This window comes from Nostoc sp. (assembly GCF_036917575.1).
GTDB lineage: Bacteria > Cyanobacteriota > Cyanobacteriia > Cyanobacteriales > Nostocaceae > Nostoc.
On the sequence record NZ_JBALDC010000006.1, the window covers coordinates 1 to 21559 of the forward strand.

The window sequence follows — 21559 nt, forward strand, 5'->3', positions numbered from 1 at the left end:
TGCTAAATGAAGGAGGTCTTGTTATTAAATGGGAGCGTAAGATTAAAAACAAAGGTAATGCTGTTTATTAAATTTAGCTGCGTAGCAGCTTATTAAAGAATATTCATTTAATATAATAAAAGCAGCCATCAAGATGAAAGCTACCTTTTATATTACCATCTGTAAATGTATGGTTCTTAGCAAATGCAAAAGCATAAGCTGCTGCTAATTGAAAATAGTTGGTGTATGTTCGCTATAAGCATATAAATTATTTACAAGCAAACAAGTATATTTTATAACCCAAAAAGCCACCGTGTTCAGTCGGTATTAGCTAGAGTAGCCGAATGTGACGATCGCTTTAAACCAACCGCAAAAATGAAGAGATATAAAAGACTTTCTCTATTTGGCTTGTAGGCAAGTTTGCAGGTACTAGGCAATCGAACCGCTTAAGTTGTCAAAGCTGAATCAAAGACAGCTTGGAAAGGTGATGTTTGGCAATTTAACAACATTGCAACTTGGGTTAATTAGCCAAACATGAGATTACGCCACTTACTCCCTTTTTCCAAAAAAGAGGCTAGCACCATAGAAAAAGACTCGCGTAGCTTGCCGTTGTAAGCATCACAGTTGGTTTGAGAGGCGATTATCCCAAAAAGTACAAGTCACAATAGTTTTATATTTGTTGCCTGACTTTGGCTTTCGTATTAAAATTTTGAAGTAATGCTTCATGGTTAATGCAGTCAAACGTTCAATTCGGATATTAAAGATGCGCCCCTGCACGTCTGATTTTCTATATCACCCTACAGAATTTATCTTCTTCCATTCACAACCCCTTTTTGCGGTGGACTGTACTTAGGGTGTGTGGGGGCGGACGATCGCTCAGTGCGATCGCATCACTGGTTAACTATCTACTGGGTGCAAAGAGTTGGCTCGTATGTCATCCTAGATTTATGAGAGTTAATTCGGTGATGTCTTTGGTTTTAGTATTGAAAGGCTTTTTCCTTTTAGTATTTACAGACTTCTGAGAGAAATTAAAATCTCTACACAGTGATGATTTTGGAGAGAATCGATGTCAATTTATGTAGGTAACCTCTCTTATGACGTTACACAAGAAGATTTAAGTGGTATTTTTGCAGAATATGGTACTGTAAAGCGCGTTCAAGTACCTACTGACCGGGAAACAGGTCGTCCGCGCGGCTTTGCTTTTGTGGAAATGGGAACTGAAGCTGAAGAAACTGCTGCCATTGAAGCTCTCGACGGTGCTGAGTGGATGGGTCGTGACCTGAAAGTGAATAAGGCTAAACCCAAGGAAGACAGAGGTGATAGAGGCTCCTTTGGTGGTGGTAACAGAGGAGGATACGGCGGTGGCGGTGGCGGTGGACGTGGCGGACGCTACTAATCTTGGAAACAAAAAACTTACCAAGAGTATTAAGGTCAGACAAACAAAAGTCTGTCTTTTTTTTGTAATGTTACGCCTGCATAGCCATTAGACCTCTTGCAAAAGTAAGTTTTGCAAGAGGTGGGAAAAGGGGAAAGGTTAAAGGGGAAAGGTTTTTTATTCCTTTTCCCTTTCCCCCTTACCCTTTTCCCTAATTCTGCAAGAAGTCTATTGATGAAGTCAACTTAGTTAGGAGAAATAATGACCCAAGTAATTGTAGGTGACAATGAACACATTGAGTCAGCCTTACGACGATTTAAACGAGAAGTTTCCAAGGCGGGAATTTTTCCAGACATGAGAAAGCATCGTCATTTTGAAACACCCTTAGAAAAACGCAAGCGCAAGGAAGTTGCCAAGCACAGACAAAGTAAGAGAAGTTTTCGTAATTAAGGGCTGACATACAGCAGAATTCAGGAGTCAGAATTTAGAATTCAGAAATCAAACAGGCTTTATACCTTGCTTTGAGACTTAGCTTGTGTACTTCAGCTTCTTTGAATTCTGTTGTAAATGTAAACGAACGCCCTCATAAATTTTATGAGGGTTTTCCTTTTGTCTATTTTCAAATCAGGAAACCTAAAGAAACGCTAAAATCGACTCAGCCTTTGTATTGTAGCGGTTGTGTCCCACATCACTCAGAGTGCGGTTCACTGCATAAATCCTGATTGTCAACGTCCTTATCCTCAGCCTTGGGGAAACAAATTTTGCAACAGCTGTGGCGCACCGCTAGAGTTGTTAGACCGCTATGTTCCACTTCAGCCCTTGGGATCCGGAGGATTTGCTCAAATCTACACAGTTTGGGATGAAAAAACTCAAACAGAGAAAGTGTTGAAAGTATTGGTAGAAGATTCGCCCAAGGCACTGGAATTATTTACCCAAGAAGCAGCAGTTTTATCTAGCTTGCAGCATCCAGGTGTTCCCACAGTCGATAACGATGGTTATTTTCAGGTACAACTGTTTAACCCCAAACCGCACCAATTGCCATGTCTGGTAATGGAAAAAATCAATGGGCAGACTTTAGAGGAGATATTAAAAAAGTTTCCCCAAGGGTGTCCAGAGGATTTAGTTTTAAACTGGTTTGCCCAAGCTGTGCAGATTTTACAAGAATTACACAAACGTCAAATTCTGCATCGAGATATCAAACCTTCTAATTTAATGCTGGGTACATCTTCGCCATCTGTAACTGCGTCTCAAGGACAAACAGAGGGCGATCGCGTGGTACTAATTGATTTTGGTGGCGCAAAACAATTTAGTGCCTCTAAGCTGCGTTCTGTGTCTAGTTCCACGCGGTTATTTTCTTCTGGCTACAGTCCACCAGAACAAGTGATTGGAGGTGTTGTTGGGCCAAGTGCCGATTTTTATGCGCTTGGTCGAACGGTGATTGAACTACTAACAGGCAAATACCCGCTAGAGTTAGAAGATCACCAAACGGGTAAATTGCGCTGGCGAACTGTGGTGAATGTCAACCCGCAACTAGCAGATTTGCTGGATGAGATGGTGCAGGAGGATGTGCGATCGCGTCCAGCAAATGCAGCTATAATTCAAAAACGTTTGGCAAAGATTTCTCAACCATCACCGCCAGCAGGAGTATTCGCTCAACTGCGAGACAAATTTAAGCAAGCTTCAACGCAAGCTTCCCAGAGACTTACACTGCTAACACAAGCTATTGAACAAGTTTTAGCTAACTTTAGCCGAGTTCTCACCAAAACTGTTATTTTTATCGCTCAGACAATCATCAAAATTTTCCAAGCTTGTTTGGCGACGATTTGGGCAATGATCTTGAGTAGTATCGGCGCTTGTTTCGGTGCGATCGCTGGTTTTATTTTGGCTTATCGCACCAGCTTGGGGCGTCAAGTTGTGGAATTTATTGGGAGTCAACTCAACCAATTAGTGCCAAATACTCAACCCGTCTTCGGTGCAGATATTTTGGTGTTCGTCGCCGCAGGTTGGGGAACCGCATGGGGACTGACAGTATCCGGGTGCTTTGGTCAACGGCGACGGTTTTTAGTGGCTTCCCTGATGGGCATGATTAGCTATGGCTTCGGCTGGTTAATTTTGCAATTAATCACCCCAAAAGATAGCGGCGAGGGCTTAGTGGCAGTGATTTTAGTGGCAGTTTGCCTACTCACCTTGAGTTTAGGACTTCGCAGCCATCATTTAGTGTACGCGGTGTTCGCGGCCTTTGGTAGTGCGATCGCCTATGCAGTTTTGATTCTTTTGAAGTTAGTACCTGCGATTTTCCAATTTACCAGTCAACCAGCTTGGTCAGAGTTATACTTGCCTTTGACTTTTTTTGGCTTTGTAGGCTTCTTTACTAGCTTTTGGTTAGGAGTGAGTTATTACCTAATTGTCCCTGGACTGCGCCTTTTAGGATGGCGATGAAGAAGGGCAGGGGAGAAATCAATTCAAAATTCAAAATTCAAAATTCAAAATTCAAAATTGAAGATTCAATGCCCCATTCCCCATGCCCAATGCCTAAAAACAAGATCCCCCTAGTCGTTTTTTATATCGAGCTAGGGGGATCACATATTTGGTAGTCTATAATTGGTTCGGTATAGTTCCTTACGATTTGATTCTATAGCTTATATTTGTGTTTGAGTAGCCTTAATATTATAATTTATACTATTTTTACAGCTTCTTAATCAATGCTTCATGCCTGTACTTCCTTATAGAAGCAGTATATGTAAGGATGGCAATACGTAATGTTCGTAACTTGTCATTTTTGTAAATATCAGTAAAAAATATGAAATTTAAGATTATTGCCACCGTCTCTTTATTAGCTTGTTTAGGGTTTGCAGAGCAGGCTCTTGCATTAAATCAGCTAGACTTGGATCAGTTAAAAGCAACAAGTGCTTGTCCTCGGTGTAATTTGAGTGGTGCTGACCTAAGTAAGCTGAATTTAACTGGAGCAAATTTACGAGGGGCTGACTTGAGCGCCGCTACATTATCTCAAGCTAATCTCACAAATGCCGATCTCACTGGTGCAAATTTAGAAGGTGCGATTCTAAATTCAGTCAATCTCAGTGGCGCTTCCTTAACTGGAGCAAATTTGAAATCAGCGTCGCTGGAAAATGCTGATTTATCTTATGCCGGTTTCATCAGTGCCAATTTAGAAGCAACAAACTTAAAAGATGCCAAATTGGAGTTTACTAATTTTCGGGGGGCAAACTTCCGACTAACAACTCTAGCTAATGGTGTCGTCACCTCTGACAAACCTTATGGCTGGTCGTTAGAGCGGCAAAATCCCAGAGAATGTAACCAGTTCAAACCCGAAAATACTCTAGGCACAACCTGCTATTCAAAATAAACTGGGGAGTAAAAAATCGGGCGCTGGGCATTGGGCATTGGGAAGAGGATTTAGAGACAAAGAGAAAGACTTGTCGCAAATTCTCACCTCTTGTCCCCCTTGTCCCCAAGTCTCCTCGTCTCCCCTACTCCCCTGCTCCTCTGCTTATTCTCAACTATCCTTGTATGGCAAAGAGCATTTTGTTTGTTAACATTTCTTTATCATGGGAAAAAAGCCTATAGATGAATTAAATCGATGCTTACCCGTATTAAAGACTTAGCAGCAAAACTAGCGCCCCGCTTAATTGAAATTCGCCGCCACATCCACTCTCACCCAGAACTTAGCGGTCAGGAGTACCAAACAGCAGCCTTCGTAGCTGGTGTTTTGTCTTCTAGTGGGCTGCACGTACAAGAGGGAGTTGGTAAAACGGGTGTGATTGGAGAAATCCAAGGCACTAGCCAAAATGACCGTTTATTGGCAATTCGCACTGATATGGATGCCTTGCCAATTCAAGAGGGCACTAATTTAGAATATGCCTCTCGTGTAAATGGTATTATGCACGCTTGCGGTCACGATGTTCATACCACAGTGGGGTTAGGAACGGCAATGGTGCTGTCCCAAGTGGCACAGGAGTTGGGTGGCAAAGTGCGGTTTTTATTTCAGCCAGCTGAGGAAATTGCTCAAGGGGCAAGCTGGATGGTGAAAGATGGAGCGATGGAAAACGTCTCAGCTTTATTAGGGGTTCATGTTTTCCCTTCTATACCCGCAGGCTCTATTGGTGTGCGTTACGGGGCATTAACAGCCGCTGCTGATGATTTAGAGATTCTGATTATGGGAGAATCTGGGCACGGAGCGCGTCCCCATGAGGCAATTGATGCAATTTGGATTGCTTGCCAAGTGATTACTGCACTGCAACAAGCCATCAGCCGGACACAAAATCCTTTGCGTCCTTTAGTCTTGAGCATAGGGAAATTTAATGGTGGCAGAGCGCCGAATGTAATTGCTGATAAAGTGCAGTTATTGGGAACTGTGCGATCGCTCCATCCCGAAACTCGTGCCCAGCTCCCAAACTGGATTGAAAACATTGTATCTAATGTTTGCCATACCTACGGGGCAAAGTATCAAGTCAATTATCGCCAAGGTGTACCCAGCGTCCAAAATGATTATGCCTTGACGCAATTGTTACAATCAGCCGCCGAAGAAGCTTGGAGTAGCGATCGCGTTCAAGTCTTACCCGAATCTTCCCTTGGATCTGAAGATTTTTCTATTTATTTGGAACACGTCCCTGGTTCCATGTTTCGCTTGGGTGTAGGCTACAAAGAAAGAATTGTTAATCACCCATTACACCATCCCCAATTTGAAGTCGATGAATCTGCCATTATCACCGGCGTTGTAACTATGGCTTATGCCGCTTATAAATACTGTCAGCAAAATTCTTAAACAAAAACTCCCAGCGCTGATGTGCTGGGAGTTTTTGTTTAACTAACTTTTTTTAGCTGATATAGAAAGCTCGAAAGCATCCTACACATTGGATTCGCTAACAACGCCCAATTTCTCTTGAATTCGGGTCTTAGCGGCTTTGAATTCAGTCGCCAGTTGCTCACTTTGCTCAGTGCTCAAGTTGTTACGAATAGCAGTAAACATTGTGCTTTCTTCTTGACGAATGTGGTCGCCAACAGCTTCCATAAGCTGTTTAACTTGATCTTTGAATTCAGATGAAGAAGGGCTGATAGCCTTAATTTGGTCTAACACTCGCTTCATCTCAGCTTGCTCGTCAAACAATTCTTGAGTGTTGTCTTGACCGTAGAAAGGACGTACTTTTGGATAGACAACTTCTTCTTCAGCTTCAGCGTGGGCAGTTAAATCCTTGTAAATTTGACCGAAGTACTCTTGGATCTTTTGTGGATCATTGCTTTGTATTAGTTCGGTGAACAGGGTACTTACTTTGTTGTGATCGAGGCGGATAACATCTTGGATATTCAGATCCTTTTTGTCGCTGTTTTGGGTAACAGCACTACTTACCACACTACTGACTGCGGCCAAAGCGTCTTGAACACGTGCCCAAATTCCTTGAACTGCATCTAGTCCGGTGAGTTCGCGGACACCCAGAATTTCCAGAATGCCTTTGAGTTGCTCTTGGTGAGCGCGGTTCTCAAAGTTAATCGTATTCAAAGGTGCGATCGCTAGCAATACATCAGCACCAACTTTTTGAGCAGCTTTGTGAACTATCAAGCCACTCATTACTAATTGATGTTTTAGCAATTCATGTTGAGATACTTTTTCATAAAGGCTCAACTCAGAACTTTTGAACATTTGCCGAGCCTTTTCAATAAATTATGTAACATTTTTTTTGGGTTCAGCTTGAATACCATACTGACCAACTATGGTTTCTAGAATACCAAGATTTTTTTGATCGTCATTGATAAAATTTCGGATGCGATCGGCAATGTCGGCATCAAGTCCTTGTGTCAAAAGCGATAATATTTTTGTAGATATACCTACTCTATTCTAGTCAATAAAAATAAAGCTTGGCAATCGCTGCTTTTCGATCTCAAACATGAAATAACTTGACTTTTAGTAGCCAGTAACTTCATCTTTATTATTCAAAAATTCTACTTTTCACCAAAGCATTTCTAATTACAAATTCTTCTACGCTAATCAACCGTAATTCTCAAAAGCAATACAGCCCTTCAGGTAACATCTGTTTGCCACAGAAGCTTTTTCTACCTTATTAAGGTGGTAATTACCACACATCTTCACTATGGGGTTAACAAAACTCCCCGCAATTGTGACGATTACGCTAAAATTATTAAAGGTTCTTTACAGAATTTGCCGATTATTCTCAATTCTGTTAAAACAGCCTAGCATTCAAATGTAAATCTTATAAACCCCCTCTAAAGTTCACCAAAAGCTTCTATGACGCTCCCAATTCGCAACGTCGCCATTATCGCCCACGTTGACCACGGCAAAACCACACTGGTTGACGCACTCCTCAAACAATCCGGCATTTTCCGCGAAGGCGAAGACGTTCCGGATTGCGTTATGGACTCCAACGCCCTAGAACGGGAACGGGGTATTACTATCCTGTCCAAAAATACGGCGGTTCGCTACAAAGAAACACTAATTAATATTGTTGATACTCCTGGACACGCTGACTTTGGTGGCGAAGTTGAACGAGTACTCGGCATGGTTGACGGATGTCTTCTGATTGTCGATGCCAATGAAGGCCCCATGCCCCAAACACGCTTTGTTTTGAAAAAAGCTTTGGAAAAGGGGTTGCGTCCCATCGTTGTAATCAACAAAATTGATCGCGGTCAGGCTGACCCCCACGTTGCAGTTGATAAAGTCTTGGATCTGTTCTTGGAATTAGGGGCAGATGAAGACCAGTGTGATTTTTCTTATCTGTTCGCCTCCGGGATGGGAGGTTTCGCCAAGGAAACTTTGGAAGCAGAATCGATAGATATGCAACCTTTGTTTAACGCGATTCTGAAACACGTTCCATCACCAGTGGGCGATCGCAACAAGCCTCTGCAATTACAAGTCACAACCCTAGATTATTCTGAATATCTGGGACGGATTGTGATTGGTAGAATTCACAATGGTACTATCCGTGCTGGACAACAAGCAGCTTTGGTTACAGAAAATGGCACTATTGTCAAGGGCAAAATTACCAAGTTGATGGGCTTTGAAGGTTTAAAACGGGTGGAAATGGAAGAAGCCACCGCAGGTTATATTGTGGCGGTGGCTGGTTTCGCTGATGCTTATATTGGAGAAACAATTACTGACCCCAATGAACCCCAAGCTTTACCACTAATTAAAGTGGATGAACCAACCTTGCAAATGACCTTCTGGGTAAATGATTCACCCTTTGCTGGTCAAGAAGGTAAATTGGTGACATCAAGACAAGTGCGCGATCGCCTATTCCGCGAACTTGAAACCAACGTGGCTTTGCGCGTTGAAGAAACTGATTCTCCCGATAAATTCCTCGTTTCCGGTCGTGGAGAACTCCACCTGGGTATCTTAATTGAAACCATGCGCCGGGAAGGCTTCGAGTTTCAGGTATCTCAGCCACAGGTAATTTACCGCGAAGTCAACGGTCAACCTTGCGAACCTTACGAACTTTTGGTGTTAGACATTCCTGTTGATGGTGTGGGTAGCTGTATTGAGCGCTTGGGACAACGCAAAGGCGAAATGCAAGATATGCAACCAAGTAGTGGCGATCGCACTCAACTAGAATTTGTCATACCCGCCCGTGGTTTGATTGGTTTCCGGGGTGAATTCATGCGGATGACTCGTGGCGAAGGCATCATGAACCACAGTTTCTTAGACTACCGTCAACTCAGTGGCGACATTGAAGCCCGTAACAAAGGTGTTTTAATCTCCTTTGAAGAAGGCGTTTCTACCTTCTACGCCATGAGAAACGCCGAAGATAGAGGAGCATTCTTTATTGTTCCTGGTACAAAGGTTTACAGAGGCATGATTGTAGGCGAACATAATCGTCCGCAAGATTTGGAATTGAATATCTGTAAAACCAAGCAGTTGACAAACCACCGGGCTGCTGGTGGCGATGAACTAGTTCAATTGCAAGCACCGATAGACATGAGCCTAGAACGTGCTTTGGAATACATTGGCCCTGATGAATTGGTGGAAGTTACACCCCAATCAATTCGTCTGCGGAAGATGTCGAAGAAGTTGGCAAAACGGTAAATAAATTTATTTAATTGATTTAAAAAGCCCGCAGATGCGGGCTTTTTTTGTTTGTGAGTTCGGCGGTAGGTAATCTTGAACTCAACACTAGCCTCTTTCATTCGTTCGGTTCAGTACAGTGTTGGGAATTTTCTAAATTGACAAATAGCCAGACATAATTTCCTCAGCATTTTTTAAACTTAAACTTGTTCGTTGGCCATCATTATCTTTTGCAAGATGAATTTCTTGCTCGTCAATTAGTGTTGAAAATTTACGAACCAGTGCTTGACCTTTTTTAACTTTCACTTGATAAATGAAATCTCTGTCTTCCCCGTTCCATGCTTCACAAATTACGAATGGGCTATGAGACGATAATAAGACTTGGCTTCTTTGCTCTGGATTTTCGTTAAATGCTAGGCTACGTACAGCTTGATAGAATACTTTTAGAGCTTGAGGAGTTAATCCATTCTCTGGTTCTTCAATCATAAGTACTGGAGGACGGTTAGGCGTTAAAACCAGGACAATTAAACCAATGTAGATTAACATTCCAGATGAAAGACGCACCGAAGGAACACTCTCTCTTTGATCGGTATACTGAATTGAAAAGGCAACTCTATCTGTTCCAACTGTATTAAAAATAAAACCATCAAATTCTGGAACTAATTCCCGGATTTTGTCGCATATAGCTGAGTAGGATGGATGCTGTGTCTCTACCAGAAAATAGAGAGTAGCTGCTAAATCCTCACCAAGATAGCCAATTCGTGGGGGTATGGTTGGCTGTTCATTATTTAAATCTGGCAACCTGCTTGGAGCTGATAAGGTAGACGGATCAAGGCGGAACTTATTGAAGCGGCTAATTTGCTGTGTAAGATATACAAGGGAAGAATCAAGGCTTGAATGATTACTTGAAGAATAGAGACGCAGTGCAGAGAATAGGCTACGGTCATTTTCAAGCTGTAAGAACTGTGTAATCTCATTTACTCCATCTCCACGATCAAACAAAACTTTATTATCGGGCTTGCGTGTTAGCTTTTCTTGAAAAATCAGAAATGTTGCTCGAAGGCTATTATCTGTTTGAGCATAATCAATCTCATAGCTATAGGAGATGTCTGAGGCTTGAGTTTCAGACATGGTAATTTCAAAACCAATTCTAGTGAGATTATTAGATCCGCGATAAATTGTAGATATGTAAGAGTATGGATAAGGGCCAAATGCCTGCTGGATATTGCCGCGTGACAGCATTGAAAAATTAAGCATTGCATCAAAGAGAGCAGATTTACCGCCTCCATTAGGGCCAACCAAGACACTTAATGGCTGCAACCGAATTGATGTGTCTTTATGAATCATGTAATTCCGAACACGGAAATTGTGTATGTACATCGCAATTTTTGAGAATTAGTAAACGTAAAGGTTATAATTTATAATATTTAACAAATTATACTTAGCAAACCGTATAATTACTCTTCCACCACAGTTTCATAATTTCATAATACACAGCACTCCTGGCTCTTACAAAGTTATATATGGAGCCAGATAAAAATACTTGCTTGATGACCTGCGCGATCACTTCACTAGCCAGCAGGCACTCTTACAGAAAGCGATCACCCTTGCCGTGCATTTAGTCAAATCCTTGAGTAAAAATGAAGAGGACTGAAAAAGGATTATTTCCATGACTATTCGTGAAACTGCGATCGCAAAGTTGCAGCAACTTTCGGAACCACTGCTGCAAGAAGTTACCGACTTCATTGATTTTGTTATCCACAAACATCAAGTTAAAATTGCTGAGAGTCAGCCTGATGAAACGCTTGTGGGAAAATGGTCACAATGGTTTGATGCTGTGGATTGCCTAGATGTATCTCTACCTGAACCAGTCAGCAACTATCAGCAACTCCTACTTAACAAGTATCGGCAACAAGGGCTAGAGCTATGATCCTGTGCGATGCAGGAGTCTTATTGTGTTTAGTTGATCGCACTCAATCTCAGCACAATGCTTATGAAATTGCAGTGATGCGTTGTTGCCCAAGCTTTTCCCAACAATGAAGCGGTAAATGACGCATTGAGGTTGTTAATTCAGGTTGCTCAACGCCAGCAGCCCAACACAACAACATAATCGAGATTATTTCGGTTCGTAAAGCTAAACGCAAGGAAAGTGAATATTGTGAAAGCTGATTTGTTGAAAAACTACTTGTTCCAAGGACTGACCCGCTTTTACTTATGATCCGAATTATGAAAAATATTGGGTTGACGCAAGGAAAAATTACAGTTCCAGAAATCACGACTCTAGAAGAATTCTTAAAACTTCCATACATAGAGCAGTCACCAGCTTGGGAATATATTAATGGAGAGGCAATTCAGAAACCTATGGGAGGGGGTAAACACAGTTTATTGCAAAAACGTTTAGTTACAGTGATTGATGCGTTGGGCAGTAACTACGAAGCCTTTCCTGAATTGCGCTGTACCTGCGGTAATCGTTCAGTAGTTCCTGATGTGGTTGTTATTTCTACCAATCAACTCCCACTAGATGAAAACAGTGAAATTATCAGCAGTGGTATTGATTTTGCACCCGCTTGGGTAATTGAAATTCTTTCTCCGGCTCAAAGTCAAACTAAAGTAACTGGAAATATTTTACACTGTTTGAGAAATGGCAGTCAGCTAGGATGGTTGATTGATCCAAGTGAACGTTGTATTTTAGTTTATCAGCCTAATTCTTTACCAGATTTGTTATTAGGACAAGATATATTACCAGTGTTAGAAGATTTGAATTTGACGCTTTCTGTTAATGAAGTCTTTGCTTGGTTACAGAGGAAAGTTTGACAGCAACTCACAATCACCAAAAAATCTGCATCTTGTGTAAATATGACTTACTGTTTTTCCTAAGTAAATCCTAACTGAACGAAAAAGCAGGGTATTTTCTACAGATTATTAGGGGATAGTATCAAGCTTATACGGGTTGTAAGTGGTCGTTGTAACTTTCCGTCTCTTTTTGAAGAATCCAACTAAAAGTTTTTTAGCCAAGCGCGATTGCTTTATTAGCAGCGTAGATTTACAGCACGATTTTGATTTCACAAAAATCAGAGCAAACTGATATATTTAAGGCCAATAATTGCTATCTAATAATTGTGCAAAAGTGTAAGGACATTTTTCTGGAAAAATCTTTAAATCGGTTTTAACTTCCACAAAATCAACTGCACTTTGATAAATATTTTCTAAATCATCCTGTAATTTATTCATTAGATTAGTGGTGAGATGATTATTTAAGTCATATCTAAAAGTTTTAATTTCTCCAATCCAATGACGAAAGTTTATTTCATATTCTACCTGCCAATATTCGAGTAACATTGTATGAATAATAATTTGCCTTAAAAAACTTTTGGCTTTAGCTAAATCTATTTTAGCCAAACTGATTAATTCCTCAATTAAGTTTTCTAGATCAAGTTGGTTAAACTGTTTTTGTTTTAATAATTCAATAGTTTCTTCTAAGCATAAATTCTCATCGCTTTCATAAAGCTTTTTTAAGTTTGTAATAATTGTCATATCTTTACCTTCTACTTACATTCCATAATTTAATCGTACACAATTACAAATTTATAATATCCCTTTGTTCTAAATCTTATACGTTTAAAAAATCTGCGCGTAGGTGTTGCCCATCGTAGATATTGCCAAACAATTCCCAAATCCTAAAACACTGTGAATTTTGGGTGATGTTGGGTTAAAAAAGAAACATGAAAATTATCAAACCCATCACCAATTTTTTAGAAACCCGCGCCAGTGCTCCTACTTATGGCGGTTGGGTACTAGCAGCAACGGCTATTTGTTTTTTTGGCGCAGGTATCAATACGATGGCTGGCTGGCTTTATGCTATTAGCGGCATCAGTTTTGCCCTTTTGGGTGTAGCAGCCATCTTACCGCCGCGATCGCTCACAAATCTATCTATCACCCGTCGTCCCATGCAACCTGTGTCAGCAGGCGATGATTTAACGGTGGAATTAGAAATCTGCAATCAGACACAGCAGCCTATAAGCTTATTGCAAGTTGAAGATATACTGCCCTTCGTTTTAGGGAAATCAGTACAAAAGGCCATCGAAACAATTCCTAGCCGAGGTAGTTACCGTTGGGTATATTACCACCCAACTCAGCGCCGGGGTGTTTATCGCTGGCATACAGTAGAACTTGCTTCTGGTGCGCCTTTGGGGTTATTCTGGTGTCGCCGTCAGCGTGATTGTGCTGCCACAGCGATTGTCTATCCGACAGTGTTACCCTTGGCTACCTGCCCCCTAGTAGACGAAATGGGACAAGAAGAAAGCAAAAGGGGCGATCCTCGTGGTAGACCGTTGCAGACAGCAACAACAGGGCTAGTGCGATCGCTCCGTCCTTACCGTTTAGGAGATCCCACTCGTCTAATTCACTGGCGGACTAGCGCCCGTTATGGCGAATTAAGGGTGCGAGAGTTGGAAATGGTAACAGGTGGACAAGAAATTGTTATTGCGCTAGACAGTGCTAGCAATTGGGAAGAAGAAAACTTTGAACAAGCAGTAATTGCCGCAGCATCACTGTATTTTTATGCACAGCAACAACAATTACAGGTGCAATTGTGGACAGCATCAACAAATTTAATCAAAGGCGATCGCTTTGTTCTAGAAACCTTAGCAGCAACCACTGCCCTTGAGGATGCTAGTTCAGTAGTTCCTAAAAGCTATCCTTTGATTTGGCTGACTCAAAACCCTTTGAGCCTTGCTACTCTTCCTCAAGGTAGCCGCTGGGTTTTGTGGCCAAATATTTCCTCACCAGCAGAACAACAGGTAATCAATTGGGAACACCCTGGTATAGTTTTACAAAGCGATGTCTCCGATGGGCTACGCCTACTCCCACTGCAACCCCAACTACAAAAAACATTACATTCATAAATCAATTCAAATTTTATAATTTAAAATGCTGCTAACAAGTTAAGCCTCTGTGATTTCTAGGATTTTCTCTGATCCCAGTACACTAGATATATCAGCCTTTGAGCAAAGGTTAAAATAATTTGAACAAATAAGGTTGGGGAAATACACCCAGTAATCCCTTAGTGAGGCTGAGGTACAATGCAAAGAAATATTTAAATTATGAGCGACATGATCACATCAGAACATAACACAAAATCCAGCGATAAAAGCCTAGAGGCAATGCGGCATTTTTCTGAACAATACGCCAAGCGTACTGGAACATACTTTTGTTCTGAGCCTTCTGTCACCGCAGTTGTGATTGAAGGACTAGCCAAACATAAAGACGAATTGGGTGCGCCTTTATGTCCTTGTCGCCATTACGAAGATAAAGAAGCTGAGATTCACGCCACATATTGGAACTGTCCTTGTGTGCCAATGAGAGAACGCAAAGAGTGTCATTGTATGTTATTCCTTACTCCTGACAATGAGTTTGCTGGAGAAAAACAAGAAATTTCTCTGGACACAATCAAAGAAGTTCGAGACAGCATGGGATGAGCGAAATCATTCCCCAAGAGTTTTGGCAAGGCGTAGAACTGTTCAATTCTGGACAGTTCTACGCTTGTCATGACACTTTAGAAGCTTTGTGGATTGAAGCTGGCGAACCGGAAAAAACCTTTTATCAAGGAATTCTCCAAATTGCTGTGGCACTATATCATTTGGAGAATCGGAACTGGCGAGGTGCTGTAATTCTACTGGGAGAAGGCAGCAATCGCCTACGCCGCTACCCATCTACTTACAGCGGCATTGACGTAGATGAGCTATTGAGTCAGAGCGCAGTTTTGTTGACGACTTTACAACAAATAGGGCCAGACAAAATTACATCTGGTGAGTTGGGTGAAAATCAAGTCTTATCTTTGCCTGAAATTGTGCTGACTACTGATTAGACATCTGGTGAAATTATTGCGTTGTCCGAAATCTCTGGTAGGCACAATTCATCTAGCTAAAAGTTTCCCGTGCCACTACGTGGAAGCAAGCTGCCCGTCGCATCTTGGTTAAAAAAAGAGTATTGCTGTATACGTTATTTTCACTCAAATGTCAATTACCTGAAACCTTGAGGTTGGGGGTAGCGTCACTATTTCAGTCAGTAGTTATCGGAAATCACTCCAGATTGTATATTTCATATCTGGATAAAGTACTTGAGATAATTAGAATGCAAGCTGAAATCCTAAATCCCCAATTGCTATGATGCCCTGCTATCAATTGCCCTTATCCCAAATACGTCGCTTTGGATTAGCTTTAATGCTGCCAGCTGCACTTTTGGGCGCTTTTGCCTTCCCTACCCAAGTGCAAACCGCTACTGCACAAACATCTCAGGCAAATCGTCCCCTGACTATCCGCGCTGATGTGCAAGAATATGACGCAAAAAATCAAGTAGTCACCGCTCGCGGTAATGTGCAAATGTTGTATCCGGCTCGCCAACTTCAGGCAACGGCTGCCCAAGCACAGTATTTTAGTAAAGAACGCCGAATTGATTTTAGTGGCAATGTTTATATTTTACAAAAGGGCGGTAACAGTATGCGGGCGGAGAAAGTAACCTATTTAATTGATGAAGGGCGATTTGTTGCTTTACCCCAATCCAATCGTCAGGTAGAGTCCATCTACATGGTGCAGGAATCAGATAATGATGGACAAACTGCGACACCTGCCCCAAAGACACCACCTTTGAAGCCTTCTAATTAGCATTGACCACTAATAAAGGGTAGCTTCCAGAGTGAAAATTGTTTTAGAGAATATTCATAAATCTTACGGCAAGCGAGTAATTGTCAATCGTGTCAACCTTTCTGTGGCTCAAGGCGAAGTTGTTGGTTTACTAGGCCCCAATGGGGCTGGTAAAACCACAACCTTTTACATTGCTACAGGTTTAGAAAAACCCAATATAGGAAAAGTCTGGCTGGGTAATGTAGACGTGACGGGAATGCCAATGCATGAAAGGGCACGGCTGGGTATTGGCTACCTAGCACAAGAAGCAAGTGTTTTTCGCCAACTCTCGGTAGAGGATAATATTCTGTTAGTGCTAGAACAAACTAATGTGCCACGATGGGAGTGGTCAATGCGACTCAGAACTTTACTGCGGGAGTTTCGGTTGGAAAAATTAGCTAGGAGTAAAGGAATTCAACTTTCTGGTGGTGAGCGACGGCGGACGGAATTAGCAAGGTCTTTAGCTGCTGGACGAGAAGGGCCAAAATTTTTACTTTTGGATGAACCATTTGCGGGAGTTGATCCGATCGCAGTCTCAGAAATTCAGCAAATCGTAGCACGACTACGCGATCGCGGTATGGGAATCTTAATTACAGATCATAATGTCCGTGAAACCCTAGCGATCACCGATCGCGCTTACATCATGCGTGAGGGACAAATCCTTGCTTTTGGTGCTGCTGACGAACTCTACAGCAATTCTCTCGTGCGGCAATATTATTTGGGGGATAATTTTCAAGTCTAAATTAATTATTAATAATTTCAAAGGATATTTTGATTTTTGATTCTTCAGCATGAATTTATTAGTTAGCTTTTAGCTATTAAGTATTTAATTTTGATAGTAAATACAGTGGAAATGCTTTGCTTTCCCAGAGTTGTTAATATTTAAATTTTAAAGTTGCTTATGATATCAAAGAAGCTCACGTCTTTTAACAATCTCTATTCGCTGCTGCCTTTTACGATTATGGATCGCTATCTTGCCAGCGAGTTGTTAGCGCCGTTTTTCTTTGGTGTCGGAGCTTTTTCATCAATTGGCGTCACCATTGATGCTGTATTCGATCTCGTCAGAAAAATTGTCGAATCTGGGCTACCCATAGACATTGCTATTCAAGTTTTTTTATTAAAATTTCCCAATTTTGTTGTTTTAGCTTTCCCCATGTCTACGCTGCTAGCTACTTTGATGACCTACAGTCGTCTTTCTAGCGAGAGCGAACTAATTGCCCTGCGTGGTTGTGGCGTCAGTGTTTATCGTATGGTGCTAACTGCTGTGATGTTAAGTCTTGTAGTCACAGTAATGACATTTGTGTTTAACGAAGAAATTGCACCAGCAGCAAATTATCAAGCGGCGATGACTCTGGATAAAGCGCTTAAATCAGACAAGCCAACTTTTAAACAGCAAAATATTTTTTATCCTGAATACCAAGATGTTGTTCAGCCGGATGGCTCTAAGAATCGGATATTGACACGCTTGTTTTACGCCGACCAATTTGATGGTAAGCGGATGACAGGGTTGACAATTATAGATCGCTCAACAAAAAATCTGAATCAAATTGTGGTATCAGAATCTGCTCGGTGGAATCCTTCTCAAAATGTTTGGGATTTTTACAACGGCACAATCTATTTTGTCGCCGCCGATCGCTCTTATCGCAACATCGTCAGATTTGAACATCAACAACTGCAACTACCGCGCACGCCATTAAGTTTGGCAGAAAAAAGCCGAGACTACGGTGAGATGAATATTTCGGAAGCACTACAGCAACTAGAAGTGGAAAATCTCGGTGGCGATCGCCAAAAAATTCGTAAACTTGAAGTGCGGATTCAACAAAAAATCTCTTTACCTTTTGTATGCGTGGTTTTTGGCTTGGTAGGCGCAGCGATGGGAAGCATACCCCAGCGGACAGGGAGAGGTACAAGCTTTGGGATTAGTGTCCTAGTTATATTTTCGTACTACTTAGTTTTCTTTATTAGTGGGGCGATCGCCCAAGCAGGTGTCCTCTCTCCTTTTATGGGAGCTTGGTTGCCCAACTTTGTTTTTTTGGGAATAGGTTTATTCTTATTGATGCGAGTTGCCAAACGGTAAATTGAGGGAGACAAGGCTTATACCAATTCAAAATTCACGTATTCAAAATTCACGCATTCAAAAAGTGAAACCTAGCATATATAGCAAGCGAATTAAAGGTTAGGACATCTTGAAAGCGTGGATGTTAGGAATAGTAATGTTTTACCTCCTGCCTTCTGCCTCCTGCCTTCTGCCTCCTGCCTCCTGCCTCCTGCTATATTTCAGGGTTTTCGTGAAATGGTATTAGTGGGAAAGACAAGGGAGAAATTTCTTCTTGTCCTTCTTATCCTTGTCCCCCAGTCTTTTTCTTCTCTACGAGACGCTCTTGCTAGCTTGCTTCCCTGTAAGGGTACAATTTTGAATTTTGAACTTTGAATTGATTTCTCCCTCATCCCTCCACTTCAATTACGGATGATAATTTCGACATTCTGGTGCATTAGGATTTTCCTTACAGTATTCTTCAAAAGATACTTTAGCTGATACCATACCCTCAGCTTTCTGATGAGCTGCTTCTGCTTGAAGTTCTTCTACCTCATCCCAGGCAGATGCACAGCGTTTAGAATAAGCGCCTTGTTCAGTGCAAATAGCACGAGCCTGCTCAATTGCTTTTTGAATTCTCTCCTCCAGCAGTAGCGCTTTTGGCGCTTCCACAAAGTCGCTTTTAGTCAAAATGTCGGTAATCGAGATGATGCCCAACAGCTTACCTTGAATTACAGGTGCGCGATGAATACCAGTATTAGCAAATAACCGCGCTACATATTCCACACCCAAATCAGGATTAACTACAATGCAGGGCTTGCTCATAATTTCATAAACCCGCACTTGCTTTGGATCTTTCCCGTAGGCTGTTATCTTATAAACAATATCCGTTTCTGTGACAATGCCATAAGCATCATTGTCATAGCGACGATCCACAACCAGCGCCCGCAATCCTTTATCCTTCATTAGCCCCACCGCTTCAGCAACAGTTGCCGAACCGCGAATGGTAACTACATCTTTAGTCATAATATCTTCAGCTTTCATCATTGCTGTAGTCTCCTGGTTTATAGTTCGGTGCAGCACAGCGCCCTCATGGACGTATCGAAGCCATTGCAACGCACAGTTGGTTAACTAGAAAGTAAAAAAGTTGAACTTTTGCCCAGCTACAACAATAAATTAGACCAGTTGTCAAATTCTGATGTTATCCAATGTAACCAATACCCAAAAACTAAGCATAAATTGTGTTGAAGAAGAATCCAGAAGTCAGAATGGGCTAAACCCTAGCTATCCGCTAACAGGAATCAGAACAAGAAAGTAGGGGATTCAGACCTACCACTCTTTTACAAAGTTAAGGCAGTCTGTTGGCGGGGTTCCCCCGCTTAAAGGAACTGCCGTCAGATGCCTGCGGCGGGCTGCGCTATCCGTTGGCGCAGCGTAAAGCCTGCGCGACAAGACGCACTTGCGTTCGCTTAGAGCGAGTCCGCAAGCGTCGGAAACCTCTGCTGAACGCCAGTGACGCTCCTGCGTCGCTACCGCTTCGCTAACGCCCAAGTCGGGAAACCCTTTCCCTTGCGACTGGCTCAACTTTGCGCTAATTGTAGACCACTAAATTTTCAATTTAGCGGGGGTCTTAAACCCCCTTATTCATCCACCAGTCGTAGAGAATTAATGGCTTTATTCTGACTCCTGACTCCTGAATTCTATTTATTTTTTAATTGCCGAAAATTGCCGTATTTTCCAAAAATAGCTAGAAATCCAATTGGTAATAATATGAGCAACAATCGGTACTAACAAGTTGCCCGTGAGCAGGGCACTATACGCCAATATCATCCCGATAATCGTTGCCCAAATTACATAAGGCCATTGTTGGGAACCGCTAAAATGCAAAATGCCGAAGCAAAAACTGGATACAATTACAGCTGTCAGATCGGAGCCTAAAGCTGGTAAAATCACACCTCTAAATAACAATTCTTCACTCAATCCTGGTAGCAACCCCAGCCAAATTAAATCTGGTAAGGTTAAAGGCTTCAGTACCATTTGTAAGTAATAATCTGCACTTTTACGATAGGCAGTCCATAGGCGATAAGTGAAGCCACTTAACGCAGTTATAAGGAACCCCAACCCTACACCTAACAGCAACTCTTTTTGGTTCCAGTCCCAAGAAAATAGTGAAAAGTTACCAAAATATAACGAAAGTTTGGCGACTAGCAATAAAATAATTGCAGTGACTCCCATCGCCCCAAGTATTTGGATACGCGTCAGGTATGGAATTTCTGGCTCTTGTTTTTGTTGTTCAATCACAGGTTTTTAGAGAGAGTGGGGAGTGAAGGGTGGGGAGGTAGAAGGAGAATTAATAACCAATGACTAATGACTAATTGACTGCAAAGGTAATAATTTGGGACGGAGAGCGGAGGGATTGATGCCTGCTTTGTGTGCTACCAATACACCTACTGCTTCTAAATATGAGTTTACGCGTATGGATTTGATCCCCAGCGGTTGAGGAGGAACTTCTATGAGAGTTTTATTTTCTTCTACTGTAATTATTTGACATCGTCTTTGGCTTAAACTTAGTAAAGCACTGCTACCACAGGCAGTTGCAGGTAAGATTGCAGCATCTACTTCATCTACCCAAATATCTTCTTGCTGCGATCCTATTGCTCCTCTCTCTACTATAAATTGTGGGGCACGACTTAATCCGACAAGGACGCACGGCAAAAAGGTATAGCCCAATTCTTCGGCGGCGGAACGGGGTGATAAATCAGGTTGTGGAGGTTCGCTCAAAAGGGCGGGAGAATGAGCGCAAGGAATTTGAAAGGTTCGCACTAGCAAGTGGCTAATTACGGCTTCTGCACCTGCTAAAGGATCTACGCCTTCACCGTGGCGATATTTTTGTACTGCCTCCAGATCCATATCATCGGGGAAACGGGCAACAACCGCGATCGCTTCTGCCCCCGCTTTTTTAATTAATATCTCACCTGCTCGTAACAAACTATCCGGGTTGCCAATTGTTCCCCAACTCACTCCCGATGCTGTAGTCCGTAATTCTACATTTAAGGGTGCATCTGTAATTACATAGTCTGTTAATGTCAATCCTAGAGTTGCTCTGACTGCATCTGCTGCTTGTATATGTCGTAGTCGCAACTCTGGCTCAATGCCTTGGTCTAAAAGCAAACCTACTTTGTTGCTGCGGACTGGACGCAAACCCCACCATCCAGAGGCGAATTTGTCAAGTCCGTAACCTTCAACATATAAAGCGTTGGGAAGATTCCAATACAAACTCGCGCCATTCAGGACATTGGGGTGAGTAATTAGGCGATCGCAAACCTGTGCTATAACTTTGGCAACAGGTAAAGCATCTCCTGCATAACCCCCAATGGTAGCCCCAACGCCAGTTGGTACAATTAAGATAGCAGTGTATGGACGATTCATTGTAAGTTATGAGTCCTGAGTTATGAGTGATG

20 protein-coding genes and 2 pseudogenes are annotated in these 21559 nt (G+C 42.0%); 15 read left to right on the top strand and 7 right to left on the bottom strand.

The window, feature by feature from the left end:
• Window positions 1-103 precede the first annotated feature (103 nt).
• Window positions 104-214, bottom strand: a pseudogene (locus V7K79_RS00995) (hypothetical protein); the annotation flags it as partial.
• Between the two features lie 598 nt (window positions 215-812).
• Between V7K79_RS00995 and V7K79_RS01000 the strand changes: the two are divergent.
• From V7K79_RS01000 to V7K79_RS01025, 6 genes are all read left to right on the top strand, one after another.
• The gene (locus V7K79_RS01000) at window positions 813-1001 is read left to right on the top strand and encodes a hypothetical protein (RefSeq protein ID WP_335043868.1); all 189 of its coding nucleotides are present in this window, start codon (window positions 813-815) and stop codon (window positions 999-1001) included.
• A gap of 44 nt (window positions 1002-1045) precedes the next feature.
• Window positions 1046-1375: an RNA recognition motif domain-containing protein gene (locus V7K79_RS01005; protein WP_335043870.1), complete on the top strand. Its 330-nt coding sequence runs from the start codon at window positions 1046-1048 to the stop codon at window positions 1373-1375.
• Window positions 1376-1615: 240 nt separating this feature from the next.
• Window positions 1616-1804, top strand: a complete 189-nt coding sequence (rpsU, locus tag V7K79_RS01010) for a 30S ribosomal protein S21 (RefSeq protein WP_012407716.1) — start codon at window positions 1616-1618, stop codon at window positions 1802-1804.
• Between the two features lie 228 nt (window positions 1805-2032).
• A complete protein-coding gene (locus V7K79_RS01015; RefSeq protein ID WP_335043871.1) occupies window positions 2033-3793 on the top strand; it encodes a serine/threonine protein kinase in 1761 nt (586 codons plus the stop codon).
• A 361-nt stretch (window positions 3794-4154) separates the two neighbouring features.
• Window positions 4155-4718, top strand: a complete 564-nt coding sequence (locus V7K79_RS01020; protein WP_335043873.1) for a pentapeptide repeat-containing protein — start codon at window positions 4155-4157, stop codon at window positions 4716-4718.
• A 234-nt stretch (window positions 4719-4952) separates the two neighbouring features.
• The gene (locus V7K79_RS01025) at window positions 4953-6137 is read left to right on the top strand and encodes a M20 family metallopeptidase (protein WP_335043874.1); all 1185 of its coding nucleotides are present in this window, start codon (window positions 4953-4955) and stop codon (window positions 6135-6137) included.
• Between the two features lie 81 nt (window positions 6138-6218).
• On the opposite strand, the pseudogene V7K79_RS01030 reads toward V7K79_RS01025, so the two are convergent.
• Window positions 6219-7148, bottom strand: a pseudogene (locus V7K79_RS01030) (hemerythrin domain-containing protein); the annotation flags it as partial.
• Between the two features lie 465 nt (window positions 7149-7613).
• On the opposite strand from V7K79_RS01030, the gene typA reads away from it, so the two are divergent.
• A complete protein-coding gene (typA, locus tag V7K79_RS01035; RefSeq protein ID WP_335043876.1) occupies window positions 7614-9404 on the top strand; it encodes a translational GTPase TypA in 1791 nt (596 codons plus the stop codon).
• Window positions 9405-9536: 132 nt separating this feature from the next.
• Here typA and V7K79_RS01040 read toward each other — a convergent pair whose 3' ends face one another.
• The gene (locus V7K79_RS01040; RefSeq protein ID WP_335043877.1) at window positions 9537-10763 is read right to left on the bottom strand and encodes an AAA family ATPase; all 1227 of its coding nucleotides are present in this window, start codon (window positions 10761-10763) and stop codon (window positions 9537-9539) included.
• A gap of 289 nt (window positions 10764-11052) precedes the next feature.
• Here V7K79_RS01040 and V7K79_RS01045 point away from each other — a divergent pair, with 289 nt between their 5' ends.
• Window positions 11053-11313: a DUF2281 domain-containing protein gene (locus tag V7K79_RS01045; protein ID WP_335043880.1), complete on the top strand. Its 261-nt coding sequence runs from the start codon at window positions 11053-11055 to the stop codon at window positions 11311-11313.
• A 296-nt stretch (window positions 11314-11609) separates the two neighbouring features.
• Window positions 11610-12197, top strand: a complete 588-nt coding sequence (locus tag V7K79_RS01050; RefSeq protein WP_335043882.1) for a Uma2 family endonuclease — start codon at window positions 11610-11612, stop codon at window positions 12195-12197.
• 276 nt (window positions 12198-12473) lie between these two features.
• Here the strand turns inward: V7K79_RS01050 and V7K79_RS01055 are convergent, their stop codons facing one another.
• A complete protein-coding gene (locus V7K79_RS01055; RefSeq protein ID WP_335043884.1) occupies window positions 12474-12917 on the bottom strand; it encodes a DUF29 domain-containing protein in 444 nt (147 codons plus the stop codon).
• A gap of 188 nt (window positions 12918-13105) precedes the next feature.
• On the opposite strand from V7K79_RS01055, the gene V7K79_RS01060 reads away from it, so the two are divergent.
• From V7K79_RS01060 to V7K79_RS01085, 6 genes are all read left to right on the top strand, one after another.
• Window positions 13106-14287, top strand: a complete 1182-nt coding sequence (locus V7K79_RS01060; protein WP_335043886.1) for a DUF58 domain-containing protein — start codon at window positions 13106-13108, stop codon at window positions 14285-14287.
• A 207-nt stretch (window positions 14288-14494) separates the two neighbouring features.
• The gene (locus V7K79_RS01065) at window positions 14495-14860 is read left to right on the top strand and encodes a ferredoxin thioredoxin reductase catalytic beta subunit (RefSeq protein ID WP_335044127.1); all 366 of its coding nucleotides are present in this window, start codon (window positions 14495-14497) and stop codon (window positions 14858-14860) included.
• Window positions 14857-15249, top strand: a complete 393-nt coding sequence (locus V7K79_RS01070; RefSeq protein ID WP_335043888.1) for a DUF309 domain-containing protein — start codon at window positions 14857-14859, stop codon at window positions 15247-15249. The genes V7K79_RS01065 and V7K79_RS01070 overlap by 4 nt, the downstream gene beginning before the upstream one ends.
• A gap of 298 nt (window positions 15250-15547) precedes the next feature.
• Window positions 15548-16045, top strand: a complete 498-nt coding sequence (locus V7K79_RS01075) for an LptA/OstA family protein (protein ID WP_335043891.1) — start codon at window positions 15548-15550, stop codon at window positions 16043-16045.
• A 31-nt stretch (window positions 16046-16076) separates the two neighbouring features.
• Complete coding sequence (gene lptB, locus V7K79_RS01080) at window positions 16077-16805, top strand: LPS export ABC transporter ATP-binding protein (RefSeq protein ID WP_335043893.1); 729 nt, start codon at window positions 16077-16079, stop codon at window positions 16803-16805.
• A 219-nt stretch (window positions 16806-17024) separates the two neighbouring features.
• Window positions 17025-18140, top strand: coding sequence for an LptF/LptG family permease (locus V7K79_RS01085; protein WP_335044128.1), 1116 nt, complete (start codon window positions 17025-17027; stop codon window positions 18138-18140).
• Between the two features lie 384 nt (window positions 18141-18524).
• Here the strand turns inward: V7K79_RS01085 and V7K79_RS01090 are convergent, their stop codons facing one another.
• From V7K79_RS01090 to V7K79_RS01100, 3 genes are all read right to left on the bottom strand, one after another.
• The gene (locus V7K79_RS01090) at window positions 18525-19145 is read right to left on the bottom strand and encodes a CP12 domain-containing protein (protein ID WP_335043895.1); all 621 of its coding nucleotides are present in this window, start codon (window positions 19143-19145) and stop codon (window positions 18525-18527) included.
• 657 nt (window positions 19146-19802) lie between these two features.
• Window positions 19803-20399, bottom strand: a complete 597-nt coding sequence (locus V7K79_RS01095) for a CPBP family intramembrane glutamic endopeptidase (RefSeq protein ID WP_335043898.1) — start codon at window positions 20397-20399, stop codon at window positions 19803-19805.
• A 63-nt stretch (window positions 20400-20462) separates the two neighbouring features.
• Window positions 20463-21527 carry a DUF3326 domain-containing protein gene (locus V7K79_RS01100; RefSeq protein WP_335043900.1) on the bottom strand — a complete coding sequence of 355 codons (1065 nt, stop codon included), beginning with the start codon at window positions 21525-21527 and terminating at the stop codon, window positions 20463-20465.
• Window positions 21528-21559 lie beyond the last annotated feature (32 nt).